Raw genomic sequence first — 17,615 nt, 5'->3', positions numbered from 1 at the left:
AAGGGGCTTACCGAAACGGTTAGCCCTTTTCCGTTCGTTATTTCGTTGATTCGCGATATTCAATGCGATGCGGTAAAACAACAATATGGTTTTCGACGTTTTCTTTATTCATATACTTGGTCAATAAGCGCATCGCAACCGCACCGATATCATACATCGGCTGCATCACGGTTGTCAAACGAGGGCGGACCATCGTTGCAAGCCGTGTGTTGTCAAAGCCGATTACTTCTAATTGATCAGGAATGCGAACGCCATGGTCTTGCGCGCTGTGGATAACGCCAAGCGCCATCTCGTCCGTTCCGGCAAAAACAGCGGTTGGCTTTTCAGCTAACTCTGCTATTTTTTCATATGCCTCAATACCGGAATCGTATGAATTGTCTCCTTCGATAACAAGCTCTTCCTCATACGTTAATCCGTGCGTTTCCAAAGCGCGGCGATATCCTGCCAGTTTCTTTTGGTTGATTGGGTCATTCGTCGGTCCGGTCACGTACGCGACCCGTTTATTTCCTTTTTCCAAAAGATAAGCAACCGCCTCAAACGCTGCTTGTTCGTAATCGATGTTCACCGATGGAATGGCGTTATTCGGTTCAATCGTTGCAGCCAATACGATTGGCACAGGTGATTTTTGAAACTCGCTTACATGCTCTTCGGTAATGTTCCCACCCATAAACAAAATGCCGTCCACTTGTTTAGCAAGCATCGTATTGAGCAAATGCAATTCTTTTTCTTTATTTTGGTCAGAGTTGCTTAAAATGATATTGTATTTGTACATCGTAGCAATATCTTCAATTCCACGCGCCAGTTCCGCAAAAAAGATGTTAGAAATATCAGGAATAATGACCCCGACGGTCGTTGTTTTTTTGCTGGCAAGTCCCCGTGCAACCGCATTTGGCCGGTAACCTAGACGCTCAATCGCTTCCAGCACTTTTTTTCTTGTTGATGGCTTCACATTTGGATTTCCGTTCACAACACGAGAGACAGTGGCCATCGACACGTTCGCCTCTCGCGCCACGTCGTAAATGGTTACGTTCATTGATTTCACTCCTCTTTTTTTATAAATAAACATCGATTGTTATTTTCATAACAGCAAATAATCGTTTATGTAGAAATATCATACGATACATTATGGCTGAATCGCAACGAGTTAGCAACTATTTTGCAAATGTTTTCACAAACAATTCACTAATACCGGCGGCTTTCTATGTATATTATACCCATCCTTGACACAATGATAACCATTCCCATCATATGTCACATAGCGATGCAGAAAAATAAAGATTTCAGCCGTTGCTTGTGCGAAGCGATCGAAAAAAACATCACGCGAACGACAGCAAACAGAAAATCCCCCCTTCAGCGAATCGCCAAAAGGGGGAGCGTTTATTCCGTTACGCTTTTACCATTTGCCGCTGGAACGATCTTATCTCTTCCATAAATTCATTGAATTGAGCAATATCCATTTGCTGCGCCGAATCTGACAACGCAACCGCTGGATCCGGATGCACTTCCGCCATTACTCCATCCGCTCCGATCGCCAACGCTGCTTTCGCGCAAGGAATCAATAAATCGCGTCGTCCTGTTGAGTGAGTGACGTCAACAAGCACAGGCAAGTGCGTTTCTTTCTTTAAAATTGGCACCGCAGAAATATCGAGCGTATTTCTTGTCGCGCGCTCATACGTGCGAATGCCGCGTTCACAAAGAATAATTTGACCGTTTCCTTGCGACATAATGTATTCTGCCGCGTTAATAAATTCTTCGATCGTTGCTGCTAGCCCGCGCTTTAACAAAATCGGCTTGTTCACTTGGCCCGCCGCTTTCAAAAGCTCAAAGTTTTGCATGTTGCGCGCGCCAATTTGAATCACATCAATATAGTCTAGCGCTATTTCAATATCCGCAGGGGTGACAATTTCGCTAATCACCGCCAAATCAAACTCATCGGCAATTCGTTTTAAAATTTTTAACCCTTCAACTCCTAATCCTTGGAAATCGTATGGCGATGTTCTCGGCTTGTACGCACCGCCGCGAAGAAGCTTTAACCCCTGTTTTTTGACAGCTGCCGCAACCGCCGCGACTTGTTCATAGCTTTCAACCGCGCACGGACCCATTACAAAATATTGGTTGCCGTCACCAATTTTTTCTCCTTTTACATCGACAATCGTATTTTCCGGATGTTTTTTGCGTGATACAAGCAATGCTTTACGGTGATCATCTTCTTGCAGTTCAAGGCCAGCTTTAAAAATTTCTTTAAAGATATGTTGCAATGTCGACGTTTCAAACGGCCCGTCGTTATACTCGGAAATTAAATCGAGCATTTTTCGCTCACGTACAGGATCGTAACGGTGCGTTCCTTGCGCTTCCTTGATCTTTCCAATTTCTTGAACAAGTCGTCCTCGTTCATTGATTAATTTCAAAATTTGTAAGTTAATTTCATCCACCTTTGCTCGTAGCTCATCTAATCTCTCGTTGCTCATGCTCCTCATCCTTTCTTTCATACAGTTTGATTCAAAGGCATTTCCCAGCTCATCCAAATGACTCGAGTCACGGACTTGTGGCTACTTATTTTTTAATTAGTCATTATTATAATAGAAATAAAGAAGATTGTCACCAAAAATTGCTTTATTTATTAAACGCTTTTAAGTGATAAAGTATTTTGCGGGAAAAAGCGCCGAAATAAACGAATAACAAAAAGGAGCAATAAAAAAGCATGAACCTTCTGACGGTTCATGCTTTTTTTGGCCATCGGCTTATCCATGCACGCGCATGCAAAGCAATAATGGCTAAAAGCGCAAGGCATGCAAACGCCGTATAATCCCTGTTGCCGGACCAGTAAGAATATTTGCCGCTTCAAGCAACAGTTTATGCTGCTTCCATTCTTTCCAATGCTCAAATAGTTCGGGAAATAAAAGCAGCAACGCGCTGACGCCAGCCGCTATTCACCATATTCCTAGCATCATCGCTCTCTCCGTTTCATTGGTCGGAGCATCCGCCACACGAAAAGCTCGTTCTTACGGTGCTTGAACGATATGCTTTTTCAAGGCATCATACGTAATATTCCAATGCGACGCGTGCCATGTGACAGCCCCATTTTCAAACAAAAGGGCCTGCGGCGATTCATGTTTCACGCCAAACGTTTCGGCAATATAATTCGAAAGTGGACGCGCTTCTTGCACAAACAAATAATATGTATCCACTTCCGGATAGTCGGCTACAAACTTTTCATATTCTTGAAACGCCGCTTGGCTAATTGGGCATGTAAGACTGTGTTTGATGAATAAAAACCGCTCCCCCTCTTTTAACGCTTTTTGAAACTGTTCAACTGTCTCCAGTTTCTGCTTTCCCACTTTGATCACTCCGTTTCATTTTGTCTTTGCAGTTTTTGCTCCGCATCATCGAACGCTTCTTCTGCTTCTTTCAGCAGTTTTTCGATATTTTCTTTATTCGCCTCACCCGGCGACATTGAAGTTGAAATGGACGGCGTTTCCGACTCAGAAGAAAAGCGCTGTTGATCCGCTTTTCCAATTGGAATAAATTTCGTTACTTCTTTCGTTTTTTCTTTAGCTATTTCTAACCATTCCGTCGCCGTTGTTTTCACCGGCTCCAATTTTCCTGTCTCATTCATTTCCGCAATCCATCGTTTGCCTTTCTCGCTCGTCAACAGCAGTGCTGCCACTGCGCCAGCAACCCCACCGACAATCGCCCCTAGCAAAAAGCCACCATTATTTTTTGCCATCCAACATAACCTCCTTCATCTTTTTTGTCTTCTTTCCTTCCATTTTTCCCATATTTCCATCAAAGCATTTCCCCATTGCATTACTTTTACAACTTTTTCTTGATGTGTCTCTACTTGCTTTGTCACAGACGCAGAAATTTGCTGCAGCGAACGGTTAAACGATTGGACGGTAGAACTGACATCGCTTACAGCGTGGACGAGCGAATTCAATCCTTCCACTTTTTTTTGCACACCGTCGGCAAGCGCGTTCGTTTTTTTCAACAGCTGCGTCGTTTCAGCGGCAATGCTTTGCACTTCTTTATCCATATGGTCGATGGCCGCCGTCACACGGCGAATCGTTTCCTGCAATGCCGCTAGCGTTCTTGCAATATAGACGACCAATATGAAAAAAGAAACGGCAATTAATGCGATGCTGGCGTATAAGATAATTTTCACTTGGTTTCCTCCTTGCTAGTATTCCTCTTTTTCAAACGTTCGACGTCTATTCGACAAATTCCTGCAAGGATACCCGCAGAGAAATCCATACAATTGTTAGGAACGCGATGGAGCCGTTCTCACCATTTTAATCATACGCGCGTATGCCATTTCGCTAACTATTAGTGCAAACCGCTAAATCCGGCAATGTTGAGAAAAAACGAGCAGGCGAATCGATGCCTAGCTCGTTTTTTCTTTTCTTTGCTATACCGAACGAACCGTCCGCTCATACGCTTCTTGAAACTTTTGGATATCTCCTGCGCCCATAAAAATTAATACCGCGTTTTCATGCCGCTTTAACACGGATGTATCATCTTCTTGAATAAGCCGGGAATTCGGAATTTGCGCTTGTAAATCTTGAATCGATAATTTGCCGTGATGCTCGCGAGCAGAGCCAAATATATCACATAAATACACTTGGTCAGCTTGCTGCAAGCTTTCGGCAAATTCTCGCAAAAACGCTTGCGTTCGCGTATACGTATGCGGCTGAAAAATCGCAACAATTTCGCGTCCCGGATATTTCTGTCTCGCCGCATCAATCGTTGCAATAATTTCCCGCGGATGATGGGCATAGTCATCAATCAAAATTTGATTGCCAAGCATTTTTTCACTAAAACGGCGTTTCACACCTTGGAACGTTTTTAACCGTTCTTGAATAATGTGGACATCGACTTCTTCATAATGACAAAGCGCGATAACGGCAAGCGCATTTAATACGTTATGGTCGCCAAAGCGCGGAATTTCAAATGAAGCGAAAAACGTATTGCGAACAAACACGTCAAACGATGTTCCTTCTGTTGTTTTCACCACGTTACGCGCTTGGAAATCATTATCATCGCCAAATCCGTAAAACAGCACTGGCACTTTCGCTTTGATTTTTTGTAAATATTCATCGTCTCCGCAAGCGATAATCCCTTTTTTCACTTGCAACGCCATTTCTTGAAACGCAGAAAACACATCGTCGATATTAGCAAAATAATCAGGATGGTCAAAATCAATGTTTGTCATGATTGCATAATCTGGGAAATAGGATAAGAAATGGCGGCGATATTCACATGCCTCAAATACGAAATATTTGCTTCCTTCTATTCCTTTTCCTGTTCCGTCACCAATTAAATACGATGTGGAATGCGCCCCTTGCATCACATGGGCAAGCAAGCCAGTCGTCGACGTTTTTCCGTGCGATCCTGCCACCGCAATGCTTGTAAATTTTTGTAAAAATTCCCCTAAAAAGCGATGGTACCGGATCACAGGAACCCCTAATTCATAAGCAGCTTGTATTTCCTCGTGTGTATCAGGAAAAGCGTTGCCAGCGATCACCGTATAACCCGGTTTAATATTTTCTTTGTTAAAGGGCAAAATGGGAATCCCTCGCTCCTCTAATGCTTTTTGTGTAAAAAAACGCTTCTCAACATCTGAACCTTGGACCGTATAGTTCATATCATGAAGAACTTGCGCCAATGCGCTCATTCCTGTTCCTTTAATGCCAACAAAATGGTAAACAGTCATAACGAAGCCCTCCAACGATCGTCTATCTGTAAGACAGTATATGACGTTTATCTAGTTTTGCCATCTACTTCATTTTACGATATGTATTCTCACATTTTATCATTATAACACTGTTTTCTCCGAAAAACTATGAATGCATCAAAAAAGAAAACTGACGGGGCAATCCCCCTATCAGCTTCCCCTACCAGCGACCCTTAATTTCCGCTCAACCCCTCTTTTTAAGCTTGGATTGGGGCGCTTTTCCTCCCGCCTGCTTCCGCCTGATGCTTTCCGTTTACCAATAATCGCCGGTAAAGCCGATATGAATTTTGAAAAAGCCGTATGATGTCATTACACACATGTTCTATCATATCATACTATTTTCTTGCAAATTCGCCAATTCCTCTTCCGTAATTAACACGTCCCGCGGTTTGCTGCCGCGCGCTTCCGAAACAATGCCTTGTTCTTCCATCATCTCGATTAAGCGCGCTGCGCGATTATAGCCGATGCGAAAATGACGCTGCAAACTTGACGTAGAAGCTCCTCCTTGCTGCACGACAAACTCGCAAGCTTCATAAAAAAGTTCGTCTTCTTCATGATTGGCAATCGTCTTTTTGGCAAAATCATCTTGCTGAAACAAATAAGAAGGCGCCATCTGCGCTTTCACATGGGCGACGACCCGCTCAATTTCTTCGTCCGATACGAAATTACCTTGCACACGCACCGTTTTCGATGCGCCGTTTTCTAAAAACAGCATGTCGCCGCGCCCAAGCAATTTTTCCGCGCCGTTTACATCGATAATCGTCCGCGAATCGACTTGTGAAGAAACAGAAAAGGCGATCCTTGTCGGGATATTCGCTTTGATTAGCCCAGTAATTACGTCAACGGATGGGCGCTGTGTCGCAACAACTAAATGAATTCCGCACGCCCTTGCCTTTTGCGCGATACGGCAAATCGCTTCTTCAACATCCGCCGGCGCTACCATCATTAAATCGGCCAGCTCATCAATGATAATAACGATATACGGAAGGTGATGTTCAAGGCTCCCTTTCTGTTTCACAAGCTCATTGTATTTTTGAATGTCACGAACACCTGTATGGGCGAAAAGTTCATACCGCCGCTCCATTTCTTCCACCGCCCATTTCAGCGCCCCCGTCGCCGCCTTCACATCGGTAATGACCGGGCTGACAAGATGCGGAATATCATTATACGGAGCGAGCTCTACCATTTTCGGGTCAATCAGAAGCATTTTCACTTCATGCGGAGCAGCTTTATACAACAAACTGACAATCATCGCATTGATGCATACGCTTTTTCCTGAACCTGTCGCTCCAGCAATCAATCCGTGCGGCATCTTTTTTAAATCGGTAACCACTGGCGTCCCCGATATATCAAGCCCAAGCGCAACCGTCAATGGAGATGGGTTATTGCGAAACGCATCGCTTTCTAAAATTTCCCGGATGAATACAGGACGGCTTTTTAAGTTCGGGACTTCGATGCCAATCGTACTTTTTCCCGGGATCGGCGCTTCAATCCGGATATCTTTTGCCGCCAAATTCAGTTTAATATCATCCGCTAAATTCGTGATTTTGCTTACTTTGACTCCAAGGTCTGGCTGCACTTCAAACCGCGTTACCGTCGGCCCTTGTGTCGTGTGGACCACTTTGGCGCCAATGTGGAAACTGGCAAATGTCCGATTCAGCCGTGCGCATTGTTCGCGAATCCATTGTTCATCGCTTTCTTGTCTTTGCCGCGGCCGTTCTAACAGCGATAGCGGCGGGAAGGTGTATCCATTGGCAGGAGGCTGCTTTTTTTCTTCCCATTTTTTTCGATCTTGTTTTAACATTATCACGTTATATGGAATGCGAGAACGTGCCGTATGTGACGCTTGTTTGTTCGTACGATGATCATTGTCTTCAGTCATATCGTTCTTTGTTTCTTGTAAATTTTGCAAATTTGTCTCTTTTTCCTCTGTCTTCGCTTCGTCTTGCTCACTTTCTTCGCCTTTTGCCGAAGGGAGTCCGCCTTCTTTTTCTTGCGCATCATCGTTTACGAACTCTTTTTCGTTCTCCTCCAACCGTTCCGGCGATGCTGGCTCACGAACGCTGATTTCGTCTGTTGTTTCTTTCGGAACAGATGGCAATATCTCCGTTTCCCCTTCTCGCGAACGAGACGGCAGCTCCCATTCTACTGCAGGCTCGTTCTTTTTCGTTACTCTTTTATATCCATAAATCGGCGACGGCACATCAGAAGGACGAAACGGCTTTTTTTCCAAATCATCCAAACTATTTTGTTGATGATTTTCGTCCACATATCTTAACAAATAATCAGAATGCTCTTGGCGAAATGATGGATGGCGGCGGCGTTCCGATACCGGTTCATCCGGAATAAGCGGAAAACGAAAGTTCCCTTTTGGATATTGATACATTACCTTGACGTCCAGTTGGGAAGAAGAAAGTTTCTTCCGCTGTTTTTTCCGCGACGAAACGTATTGTTCTTCCTCCTCGGTTTCCAACAAATAACGAACGAAACGTTTTAACCATTTCATCGCTCAACCACTCTTTCTTTTAAATTCGTTTCGGAAAAAAAGTCACTAGAATCGATCTAGTGACTATCATCGCATTACCAAGTGAACGGCTGCCCCACTTCATATTCATCGGATAATACTAAAATTCCTTTTTCTTGAGGAGCGTTTGGCAATTCCAATTCGCGCGCGGAACAAATCATTCCATACGACGGAACACCGCGCAATTCCGCCTCTTGAATGACAAGTCCGCTCGGCATCACCGCGCCGATTTTGGCAACAACGACCTTCTGCCCCGCTTCCACATTCGGCGCGCCGCATACGATTTGCAATACTTCCGTTCCAACGTCCACTTGGCATACGCTCAATTTATCCGCATTTGGATGTTTCTTCTTCTCTTTTACATAACCAACTACAAATTTCGGCGAAAGATCGGCCTCAATCGTTTCGTTCCATCCATTTTTTTGCAATATATCGTTAATCGCGGAAACGAGGCTTTCGTTCAGCTCCAGCAAGCCGTTACCGTCAAAATGATGATAAGTAGAAGCTTGAAAAATATTATATCCTACCGTTTCTCCTGTTTTTTCATCAAAGATGCGGACGACGTCTCCTTTTTTTTCAAACGCCCGCTGATCTTGCGGAATCGGCTTTAATGAAACAAGCAACACATCGCCGACTCCTTCACGGTTATAAAATACGTTCATCCTCGCTCATCCTTTCTTCCTTATTTTTTGCGATAATTTTTCCCTAAAATAAAAATCGGTTCAAGTTCCCCGTCTTCATATAAAAATGATAAAGCGGTAATCGGCACTCGTCCACTCGCAAAAAAGCTCATCGTCATTTGCGCAAGCACATCGTATCCAACCTCATTTTGCAAATCGGCAATAATCAGCACGTCTTGATGGGGCACAGCAAGCGCCATCGTTCCCGTTATTTTCTTTTTCATTTTCGCTAAAAACGGTTCGTTTAAAATGCGGCTTGCGTCATAGCCGTCATTGGTATTCACGAAATAAAACGTATTTCCCGCCACTTTGTCCTCTTTGACAGTCACATCCAGCGAACGAACGTTGAAACGGGCAATTTCTTTTATTCGTTCTTCGTTCCATTGTTCTTGTTCTAACATCTTTTTGTCGATCAGCCGATACGTGTTACCCAAGTCAAGCGCATAATAAATGCGGGTTTCCGCTGTATGGTCGTCATAAAGAAGCGGGATTCCTTCTTTCGTCTCCTTCGGAAACGACGTCGAACGGATGACCGGGTAAATATCTTTTTCTTTTCCGGAAAGCGTATGTTTTTCATGCATCGTATTTAACGCTTGTTCAACGTAATATACAATTTCGTCAATCGCTTCGTCTTTTTGTTCGTGCCATTTTGCAATGACACCTGGAAGCGAAATCGTTACTCCCTTTTTCGTTTCTTTATCTTCAATACGGAGCGTGTCTTTTTTTCGGTCAAACTGAAACGTCCAATCATTGCGGGCAAGCTTTTTCTTTATTCGCTCATACATTTGTTTGCTATCCATCGATGCGCCCCCTATGTCATGACAAGCCGCCGATGAACCGTTCGACTTCCTCTTTCGTTTTGCGGTCTCTGCTGACAAACCGGCCTAACTCTTTGCCGTTGTCATAAGCAATAAAGCTTGGAATGCCAAAAACATTTTCTTGCTGACATACTTCGAGCAACTGGTCGCGATCGACGTAATAGAACTCATATTTGGAAAAAGTTTGCTCGATTTCCGGCAAAAATGGCTGAATAAATCGGCAGTCTGGACACCAATCAGCGGAAAAAACGAATATTGCTTTTTTTGTGTTTTTTATTTCTTCGTATTGTGCCGCTGTTTCAATTGTTTTCATCGATAAAACTCCTTTCCGTGTCTTTTTTATGATATCGCGAATCAGCGATTTTGACAAAAAAATTCATATTGCCCTGCTAATAACTGAACAATATGGTGGAACATGCCGGCACGGTCGACATGGCCGTTTGTAAAAACGCCGATCGCCCCTTCTTTATGGCGGATGTTTCTTTCCCCCGTATATTGTGCCATCACATCTCCAAGTTCTCTGCCAGCGCGGATTTCGTTTGCCACTTCCAAAGGAAGCGGAATGCGCGCTCCGCCGGCGGTAATAACGGTGCCATCACGGTCGACAAGCGCCCCCCAATTACAAAGCCATAGTTCCCCGTCTATCTCCATCACACCGCCTTCCAAACCGATGCCGATGTCCGCGTTTTCTTTTTCTAACGCATGTTTCGCTCGATTCATCGCTCCTTGACGCGTCTCACGGTCGGAAAGCGGCTGGGCGGAAACATCAGATGGCACGTTCGTGGGCACAAGCGCGTACTGCTCAGAAGAAAAAATCGCTTTTACTGCTGCAATTTTCGCTTGATTGGTTGTACCGATTGCAACTATTTTCATCGCTCCTCACTCCTTTTTACGGAAAAAGAGAAGCCTTGTCAAACAAGACTTCCCACATTGCTTAACTATTTTTCTTAATGGCATCGACTGTTGCTTTGTCGCACCGCTTTACAAGTTCAATAAGCAGCTGCTTCGCTGCCACATAATCATCGACATGAATGATCGACGCATGTGTATGAATATACCGGGAACAAATACCGATCACCGCAGACGGCACCCCGCTGTTGGCAATATGTACGCGTCCTGCATCCGTTCCACCGCCCGGCGACACGAAAAATTGATACGGGATTCCATGCGTTTCCGCTGTATCCAATACAAATTCACGCATACCGCGATGGGTCACCATCGAACGGTCATAAATGCGGACAAGTGCCCCTTTTCCAAGATGCCCAAATTCTCTCTCGTCTCCGGTCATATCATTCGCCGGACTGGCATCGAGCGCGAAAAAGATATCTGGCTGAATCATTGCTGCTGCGGTTTGCGCCCCGCGCAATCCAACTTCTTCTTGGACGGTGGCACCGGAATACAACACATTTGGCAGTTTTTCCTCTTTCAGTTCTTTCAGCAATTCAATTGCCAATCCACAGCCATAGCGGTTATCCCACGCTTTTGCCAAAATTTTTTTCGGATTGGCCATCGGGGTGAACGGGCAAATCGGCACAATTTGTTGCCCCGGTTTAATCCCCATCTTTTTCGCGTCTTCACGGTCATCCGCACCGACGTCAATAATCATGTTTTTGATCTCCATCGGTTTGTTCCGCTGCTCCTCGCTCAATAAATGCGGCGGAATGGAGCTGACAACGCCAACGACTGGACCGCTATCGGTAATAATTTGCACGCGCTGTGCCAACAATACTTGATTCCACCAGCCGCCGAGCGGCTGAAAACGAATCATGCCATTATCGGTAATAGCAGTGACCATAAAGCCGACTTCGTCCATATGCCCCGCAACCATCACGGTTGGGCCGCTTTCATCGCCGCGCTTGATGCCAAAAATGCTGCCAAGCCGGTCTTGCACCACTTCATCTGCGTATTTTTCCAGCTCTTTGCGCATAAATTTCCGCACTGCGTGTTCATTGCCCGGCGCCCCCGGCAATTCGGTCAATGTTTGAAACAGTTGAAGCGTTTCTGCATTCATCGTCCTTAACTCCTTTTTTCTAATCACTTTTATTGTAACGGACAAGAGAACGTTTTTCCACTTTCCTTACATATATTGACGAAATGAGATATACTAAACGATAGACAAGAAACGGTGGAGGTCTCTTCAATGAATTGGAAAAAATTTATAATTGGCGCAATCATTGGCTTTACTGCAGCTTATGTCGTCCCAACGCGGCTCAAGCAGCGAATGATTTCTGCAGAAAAAGCGCTTTCGCTAGCAAAATCATCCTTACAGCACCAAGGATCAGTCAGCGGCTCATGGATTCAAACAAATCCGGAAACATACAAAAAAAACAATGTCATCTACACGGTATACAAAGGTGGAGTTTGCCGCGATAATCAACAATACGAGTTTATTATCGACGCTTACACGGGAGCCATCATTGAAACGAACCCGCTTTAACAATCACACAGGCTCCCGACTGAATAAGAGGTATCCTGCAAAATTTTCCGGTGATTCAAAGTCACCGGACTGCGAGTGGACTTTACCAAATTGTCCTTGATAATCCTTTTTATATATTTAATCAATGAACGTCACGAAAGGTTTCGTTTAACATGGGCAATGATATTTCCGTTCTCGTCCCACTTTAGCGCCCGATAATACGCGTCGTGATAAAACGTAAACCATGCCTGTTTTTCAATCGCATATGGAATCCATTTTTGTTTTTCGAAAATCGATGTCAGCGGGTAATCATCGTATGCCATCACCCACAACACATTTTGATGGGCGTGCGTCGCTAACAAATCGGCCATATGAATCGCCATTTCCTCATCTGATTCCATAATGATGATCGAATGCCCGTCGCTATGTCCCCCTGTATGTACCATTTTGATGCCGCTTACGACTTCTTTTTCTTTTTTAAACAGAACGACCTGCTCGGCAACCGGCTCCCAATTTTCTTTCCAATACGTATTGCGCGAGCGGATGTTCGGCTGCCTCATCTCATCCCATTCGATCTCTGATGTAATAATTTCCGCGCGTGGAAAAGCAGAAACGAGCCGATCCCCTTCCCGTTTTGTCAAACCGCAAGCATGGTCAAAATGCATATGTGTCATTAAAATGATGTCAATATCGTTCGGCGTCAGTCCTAGCTGCCCGAGCGACTGTTCTAGTTTCGCTTCCTCCGTTACACCGAAATTCCGCTTTTGTTTATCCGATAATTTGCCGTTGCCAATCCCTGATTCAATCAAAATATTTTTTCCGTCCACTTGTACGAGAATTGGATCGGTGCGCAATTCGATTTGGTTGTTGTCGTTAGAAGGATATTTTTTCGACCATAGCGGCTTTGGAACTACCCCAAACATCGCCCCACCGTCTAAATGTGTTACCCCTCCGTTTAACCATGTCATTTTTATTTTTCCAATTTGCAATTGTTCCATTTTTTCATCACCTCATCACTAGTGTATCATTTTTAGGAATATTTAGAAAACATAAAACAAAAGACCGCCTCTTTTGGCAAAGAAGCGGCCTTTTGTTTTATGGATGGCGTTGTTTGGGCGGATATTTTACTTCACAGCGGTAAATGCGATTTCCTTTTGCCGAAAACTTTTCTTCGTATTCCGTCATAATATTTCCTTCAAAATCGCTATTGTGCAAATCCAAACTTACGTATGTCAGCACTAACCCGTATTGCGAAAAACTGACAAGCGAATATTCAAAAAAACCTTGATTATCGGTTTTAAAATGGATTTCTCCTTCATCCACCAACACTTTCTCATATAACTCAAGAAACGAACGATATGTCAATCGCCGTTTTTCATGGCGCTTTTTCGGCCACGGGTCAGAGAAGTTTAAATAAATGCGCTCGATTTCCCCCTCTGCAAAAAAATTCGTTAAATCTTTCGCGTTCACATTTAATAAGCGCAAATTCGGCAATTCGTTTGCAATGAGTTTATCTAGCGCGGAGACAAGCACACTCGGGTACAGTTCAATGCCAATATAGTTAATGTCCGGATTTGCTTTTGCCATTTCTGTAATAAATTTTCCTTTTCCAGTGCCGATTTCGATATGAATCGGGTGATCATTGCCGAACAACTCATTCCATCTTCCTTTATACTCCTCTGGATTGGGAATAACGTATTGCGGATATGCAGCAATTTTTTCCTTTGCCCATGGTTTATTACGCAGACGCATACAGACACCTCTGTTTTTTTGTTCATCGTTGTCAACGATATCATGAATAAGCATAATGGCGCAAGATGATAGCAGCCAACTGATCATAAATTTTTATTCCAATAAAAAAACACAGCCGTACGCACGACTGCGAAAAACGATGATAAAAACACACATACAAGCGCATATTAAAAATGCACAGCATACTTTTGCAAAGGATGGTGGTCATATTGCCACTAAACCACGAACATCAAATCATCATATTAAAAGATATTTTATCGGAACACGAAGCGGACTGCTGCGGCACCGTTTCTGAATGCGAACAAATTGAGCGGCTCGTTAAATCATTGATGGGAAACGAACAAGTGCATCCGCAAATAAAAAGCGTGCTTCCGGACATTTACGCATACGGGCAAAACGGAAAGTACAGCGCTGATTTAAACTCCCATATTTTGTCCCATCAGCAGCAATTATCGGAGTGGATCAATCAGCTTACGTAGGAAATGCAACGACCGTTGTATTTCCTTTTTCGCTTTTTTTTCGTTTTGCCATATAAGCAAATAAAGTGTTTGCGCAATCGCATACCATTTCATGCGGAAACGCAAATCGTCGGTCAACTCAAGACCGTAAAGCTCTAGCCAATCTTCCCATTTTTCTTCAGGAATATATGTGTAAAGCAACATGCCAATATCGATCGCCGGGTCAGCGATCATCGCACCGTCCCAATCAATCAAGTACAATTTTCCGTCTTCGGCAAGCAGCCAATTGTTATGGTTAATGTCACAGTGGCAGACGACGTACTCATCGCATTGCAGCAAAGACATATGCCGCTCGAGCCAATGGAGCGCCTGCTTTACCAACGGTTCTTCCAACGGATGGAGAGAGAACTGCGCTTTTAGCTTTTCCACCATCATCTCTGGCAATAATGGCGTTTTCCCTAACCGTTTTAGCATTATTACTAAATCTTTGGAACGATGAATTTTTCGCAATAAACTTGCCACTTGTTCACTTCCCATGTCTTGTGGCTTCAATTCTCTTCCGTTCAGCCATTGTTGTGCGGTAAACACATCGCCGTTTTCCAACCGTTTCGTCCAAATCAGCTTCGGGACGATGCCTTCCGCGGACAAAACCGCCAGAAATGGCGAAGAATTCCGTTTTAAAAATAACTTCCGTCCCTCATATTCCGCAAAATAGGCATCTCCAGTCGCGCCGCCAGCAGGAGTAATGTCCCATTCCTTTCCTAGTAACTGTTCCAAAGCATGTTCACCTTCGACTTATAAAAAATAAGAGACAGCGATCACCTGATTCCGTATTTTCAGACAATAGCTGTCTTACTAGATTTTATATGGAATATCTTTTTTTCGTCAATTCGCACTTTTGTTTGTGCCAACTTTGCACCTTCATCCGTTCATTGTTACTTGTATTATAATGGAATACCGTGCCCTCTTGCAAATGTTTTATGCGCTTTGCAAAAAATAGGAAAATGGTCGCTTACATTTATTTCACAAGCACCCATGTCCCAATTCCATCCATGTTTATGTTTTTATGAACGGAAAACAACGGAACCGTTCCGCTGCGATCCCCGTCGCAAATGACATGCCATTCTTCGCCGTCAGGCAGAAAAACAGATTGTGCTTCCTCTTGGTTATGGTGAATGACAATAATGTCACGCCAAGGCCCATACTGCTGTACGCCGCGAATATGGTACGCGATGACCGATGATGGCGTCGGCTCAAGGAAAAAAAGATGGTGGTTGATCTCCGCTTCGGTAGTAAACCGGAAAGCACGGTGGGACTTCCGGAGCCGAATAAGCCCTTGAACATAGCGGACATCGCTTTCGTGCTCGCTCTTTCTCTTCCAGTCGATTTGATTGATCTCATCGGAAGCATTATAGCTATTGTCTATTCCTTGCTTTGTCCGGTAAAATTCCTGCCCGCTATGCAAAAACGGAATTCCTTGTGAAAGCAGCACGATCGCTGTCGCTAATTTTTGCCGCTTTTTTCTCGTTTGTTCGCTTTCATGGCCGTTGGCGATGTTCAGCTTATCCCAAAACGTATGGTTATCGTGCGATTCGACATAATTAATCGTTTGGGTCGGAGAAAGAAATAGTCCCTGTTTGTCGCGAACGCTTCCGCTAATCGCTACTTTCGCCTTTTCGCGATCATCGGAATCGCCAAGAGCGAACCCTCGGTCAAGCGGCTGAAACGTGCTCCCCTTGATACTGTCGCGAAAATAATCGTTAAAATAGGCGATGCGCGGCAGTTTTTCCGCGTTTTGCATCGTCGCTTTTCGTTCAGGAGGAAGCGGTGTCGGCAAATCCCATCCCTCTCCGAACACAAGAATGGACGGGTCGATCGCATCAAGCATTTCGCGAACCGCTTTCATCGTGTCAATATCCAAAATCCCCATTAAGTCAAAGCGAAAGCCATCGACATGATACTCTTCCGCCCAAAAGCGAACCGAATCCAAAATCCATTTCCGCACCATTTTCCGTTCGGAAGCAATGTCGTTTCCAACCCCAGTGCCATTAGCCGGGTTGCCGTATGCATCATAGCGGAAATAATATCCGGGAACGATTTTCTCAAATGAAGATTGTTCGCGGATATAAACATGATTGTAGACGACATCCATAATGACGCGAATGCCCTGCGCTTGCAGCGTATGAATCGCACGCTTTAATTCGCGGATGCGGGTATACGGATCATGTGGGTTTGTCGCATAACTCCCTTCCGGAGCATTGTAATGGAGCGGATTGTATCCCCAATTATACTGTTGCGATGGATCACGCTCATCCACCCCGGCGAAATCATGAAATGGGAGCAGCTCGACATGTGTCACGCCAAGCTCCTTTAAATAAGAAAGCCCTGTTGCCGTATGATTCGGTCCCTTTGTTTCCAGCTCCGTTAACCCTAAATATTTTCCTTTATGAGTAATCCCGCTTTCCGGGTGAATCGTAAAATCACGGATATGCATCTCATAAATAATCGCGTCAGCCGGTGATGAAAGCGAGGGAAGGAACGGCTTCTCCGTCCGCGTCTTCGCCAAATCGATGACAACCCCATGCTCCCCGTTGACAGAAACGGCAGCCGCGTACGGATCGACCGCTTCGCGCCACACGTCGTTCACACATACGGCATACATGTAATACATTCCTTCGATATCGCCGAATACTGTTGTCGTCCATACGCCCTTTGCTAATCTCTCTAACGGTATATACATTTCTTTCTCCGTTTTCGGGTTGATCAGCCTTACTTTCACTTCTGTCGCCGTCGGCGCCCACACTTTGAAAGTCGTTTTCTCCTGCGTATACGCGACTCCTAAATCACCGTCGTAAAAAAATAGGTCATCAAATTGCGTCGTCCGCACAACCGCTCCGATTTGCAAAACCGCGGCTGCGCCTTGATGATCATAAATCACATAACGTTTTCCTAGTTCTATCGGTATATTAATGATACACTCGTATTTCATGGTTGATCCTAAATCCCATTCACGTTCCATTTGCAAAGAATGGTGCTCTCCATGCGGCGTTTCCAACGTAAATGCTGGCGTTTTTCCAGCGCGATACGGCTTTGGCACTAACACTGTCACAACATTCATCGCGTCTAAATATGCCGCAAACTCCTGATGCATGCCAGGCAATTCAGGCCACCCCCTTTTTGTAGATTGATTTTCGGAATTTGTATAAAAGAAAAAAGCAATTCCGATGATCCAATCC

The 17,615-nt window shown here is 44.5% G+C and carries 18 protein-coding genes; 2 read left to right on the top strand and 16 right to left on the bottom strand.

Annotation, left to right across the window (positions count from 1 at the left end):
- Positions 1 to 37 precede the first annotated feature (37 nt).
- The 12 genes from ccpA to MWM02_RS03685 form a co-directional block, all read right to left on the bottom strand.
- On the bottom strand, positions 38 to 1,033 hold the full coding sequence (gene ccpA / locus MWM02_RS03740; protein WP_064549532.1) for a catabolite control protein A: 996 nt from the start codon (positions 1,031 to 1,033) through the stop codon (positions 38 to 40).
- A 352-nt stretch (positions 1,034 to 1,385) separates the two neighbouring features.
- Positions 1,386 to 2,468 (bottom strand): bifunctional 3-deoxy-7-phosphoheptulonate synthase/chorismate mutase, encoded by a 1,083-nt coding sequence (locus tag MWM02_RS03735; protein WP_244402974.1) that lies wholly within the window; start codon positions 2,466 to 2,468, stop codon positions 1,386 to 1,388.
- Between the two features lie 534 nt (positions 2,469 to 3,002).
- Entirely contained in the window at positions 3,003 to 3,338 is a 336-nt protein-coding gene (gene ytxJ / locus MWM02_RS03730) for a bacillithiol system redox-active protein YtxJ (RefSeq protein WP_064549530.1), read from the bottom strand.
- Between the two features lie 5 nt (positions 3,339 to 3,343).
- Positions 3,344 to 3,727, bottom strand: a complete 384-nt coding sequence (locus MWM02_RS03725; RefSeq protein ID WP_244402973.1) for a YtxH domain-containing protein — start codon at positions 3,725 to 3,727, stop codon at positions 3,344 to 3,346.
- Between the two features lie 15 nt (positions 3,728 to 3,742).
- Entirely contained in the window at positions 3,743 to 4,162 is a 420-nt protein-coding gene (locus MWM02_RS03720) for a DUF948 domain-containing protein (RefSeq protein ID WP_064549528.1), read from the bottom strand.
- A gap of 243 nt (positions 4,163 to 4,405) precedes the next feature.
- Entirely contained in the window at positions 4,406 to 5,710 is a 1,305-nt protein-coding gene (gene murC / locus MWM02_RS03715) for a UDP-N-acetylmuramate--L-alanine ligase (protein WP_244402972.1), read from the bottom strand.
- 346 nt (positions 5,711 to 6,056) lie between these two features.
- A complete protein-coding gene (locus tag MWM02_RS03710) occupies positions 6,057 to 8,237 on the bottom strand; it encodes a DNA translocase FtsK (RefSeq protein WP_244402971.1) in 2,181 nt (726 codons plus the stop codon).
- 74 nt (positions 8,238 to 8,311) lie between these two features.
- Positions 8,312 to 8,917: a YtpR family tRNA-binding protein gene (ytpR, locus tag MWM02_RS03705; RefSeq protein WP_244402970.1), complete on the bottom strand. Its 606-nt coding sequence runs from the start codon at positions 8,915 to 8,917 to the stop codon at positions 8,312 to 8,314.
- Between the two features lie 20 nt (positions 8,918 to 8,937).
- A complete protein-coding gene (locus tag MWM02_RS03700) occupies positions 8,938 to 9,735 on the bottom strand; it encodes a DUF1444 domain-containing protein (RefSeq protein ID WP_064549524.1) in 798 nt (265 codons plus the stop codon).
- Positions 9,736 to 9,751: 16 nt separating this feature from the next.
- Positions 9,752 to 10,066: a thioredoxin family protein gene (locus MWM02_RS03695; protein ID WP_244402969.1), complete on the bottom strand. Its 315-nt coding sequence runs from the start codon at positions 10,064 to 10,066 to the stop codon at positions 9,752 to 9,754.
- 41 nt (positions 10,067 to 10,107) lie between these two features.
- Complete coding sequence (locus MWM02_RS03690) at positions 10,108 to 10,626, bottom strand: DUF84 family protein (protein WP_244402968.1); 519 nt, start codon at positions 10,624 to 10,626, stop codon at positions 10,108 to 10,110.
- A 61-nt stretch (positions 10,627 to 10,687) separates the two neighbouring features.
- Positions 10,688 to 11,764, bottom strand: a complete 1,077-nt coding sequence (locus MWM02_RS03685) for a M42 family metallopeptidase (RefSeq protein ID WP_244402967.1) — start codon at positions 11,762 to 11,764, stop codon at positions 10,688 to 10,690.
- Positions 11,765 to 11,893: 129 nt separating this feature from the next.
- On the opposite strand from MWM02_RS03685, the gene MWM02_RS03680 reads away from it, so the two are divergent.
- Positions 11,894 to 12,190, top strand: a complete 297-nt coding sequence (locus MWM02_RS03680) for a PepSY domain-containing protein (protein WP_244402966.1) — start codon at positions 11,894 to 11,896, stop codon at positions 12,188 to 12,190.
- Positions 12,191 to 12,321: 131 nt separating this feature from the next.
- On the opposite strand, the gene MWM02_RS03675 is transcribed toward MWM02_RS03680, so the two are convergent.
- Positions 12,322 to 13,167, bottom strand: a complete 846-nt coding sequence (locus MWM02_RS03675) for a YtnP family quorum-quenching lactonase (protein ID WP_244402965.1) — start codon at positions 13,165 to 13,167, stop codon at positions 12,322 to 12,324.
- A gap of 97 nt (positions 13,168 to 13,264) precedes the next feature.
- Entirely contained in the window at positions 13,265 to 13,921 is a 657-nt protein-coding gene (trmB, locus tag MWM02_RS03670; RefSeq protein ID WP_064550302.1) for a tRNA (guanosine(46)-N7)-methyltransferase TrmB, read from the bottom strand.
- 209 nt (positions 13,922 to 14,130) lie between these two features.
- Here trmB and MWM02_RS03665 point away from each other — a divergent pair, with 209 nt between their 5' ends.
- Entirely contained in the window at positions 14,131 to 14,400 is a 270-nt protein-coding gene (locus tag MWM02_RS03665; RefSeq protein ID WP_244402964.1) for a YtzH-like family protein, read from the top strand.
- On the opposite strand, the gene MWM02_RS03660 is transcribed toward MWM02_RS03665, so the two are convergent.
- Both MWM02_RS03660 and pulA read right to left on the bottom strand, forming a co-directional pair.
- Positions 14,371 to 15,156, bottom strand: coding sequence for a phosphotransferase family protein (locus MWM02_RS03660; protein WP_064549517.1), 786 nt, complete (start codon positions 15,154 to 15,156; stop codon positions 14,371 to 14,373). The genes MWM02_RS03665 and MWM02_RS03660 overlap by 30 nt on opposite strands.
- Positions 15,157 to 15,397: 241 nt before the next feature.
- Positions 15,398 to 17,530 carry a type I pullulanase gene (pulA, locus tag MWM02_RS03655; protein WP_481861767.1) on the bottom strand — a complete coding sequence of 711 codons (2,133 nt, stop codon included), beginning with the start codon at positions 17,528 to 17,530 and terminating at the stop codon, positions 15,398 to 15,400.
- Positions 17,531 to 17,615: the final 85 nt, after the last annotated feature.

Source organism: Parageobacillus sp. KH3-4 (genome assembly GCF_022846435.1).
Classification (GTDB): domain Bacteria; phylum Bacillota; class Bacilli; order Bacillales; family Anoxybacillaceae; genus Parageobacillus; species Parageobacillus thermoglucosidasius_A.
This window is presented reverse-complemented; position numbering and strand designations above follow the sequence as displayed.

Excerpts from the sequence above, each read along its gene's own strand:
- pulA (WP_481861767.1), bottom strand. The coding sequence starts at position 17,530 with ATGCATCAGGAGTTTGCGGCATATTTAGACGCGATGAATGTTGTGACA.
- MWM02_RS03735 (WP_244402974.1), bottom strand. The coding sequence starts at position 2,468 with ATGAGCAACGAGAGATTAGATGAGCTACGAGCAAAGGTGGATGAAATT.
- ytpR (WP_244402970.1), bottom strand. The coding sequence starts at position 8,917 with ATGAACGTATTTTATAACCGTGAAGGAGTCGGCGATGTGTTGCTTGTT.
- MWM02_RS03700 (WP_064549524.1), bottom strand. The coding sequence starts at position 9,735 with ATGGATAGCAAACAAATGTATGAGCGAATAAAGAAAAAGCTTGCCCGC.
- ccpA (WP_064549532.1), bottom strand. The coding sequence starts at position 1,033 with ATGAACGTAACCATTTACGACGTGGCGCGAGAGGCGAACGTGTCGATG.
- MWM02_RS03710 (WP_244402971.1), bottom strand. The coding sequence starts at position 8,237 with ATGAAATGGTTAAAACGTTTCGTTCGTTATTTGTTGGAAACCGAGGAG.
- MWM02_RS03675 (WP_244402965.1), bottom strand. The coding sequence starts at position 13,167 with ATGGAACAATTGCAAATTGGAAAAATAAAAATGACATGGTTAAACGGA.
- MWM02_RS03695 (WP_244402969.1), bottom strand. The coding sequence starts at position 10,066 with ATGAAAACAATTGAAACAGCGGCACAATACGAAGAAATAAAAAACACA.
- MWM02_RS03685 (WP_244402967.1), bottom strand. The coding sequence starts at position 11,764 with ATGAATGCAGAAACGCTTCAACTGTTTCAAACATTGACCGAATTGCCG.
- murC (WP_244402972.1), bottom strand. The coding sequence starts at position 5,710 with ATGACTGTTTACCATTTTGTTGGCATTAAAGGAACAGGAATGAGCGCA.
- MWM02_RS03690 (WP_244402968.1), bottom strand. The coding sequence starts at position 10,626 with ATGAAAATAGTTGCAATCGGTACAACCAATCAAGCGAAAATTGCAGCA.
- MWM02_RS03725 (WP_244402973.1), bottom strand. The coding sequence starts at position 3,727 with ATGGCAAAAAATAATGGTGGCTTTTTGCTAGGGGCGATTGTCGGTGGG.
- MWM02_RS03680 (WP_244402966.1), top strand. The coding sequence starts at position 11,894 with ATGAATTGGAAAAAATTTATAATTGGCGCAATCATTGGCTTTACTGCA.
- trmB (WP_064550302.1), bottom strand. The coding sequence starts at position 13,921 with ATGCGTCTGCGTAATAAACCATGGGCAAAGGAAAAAATTGCTGCATAT.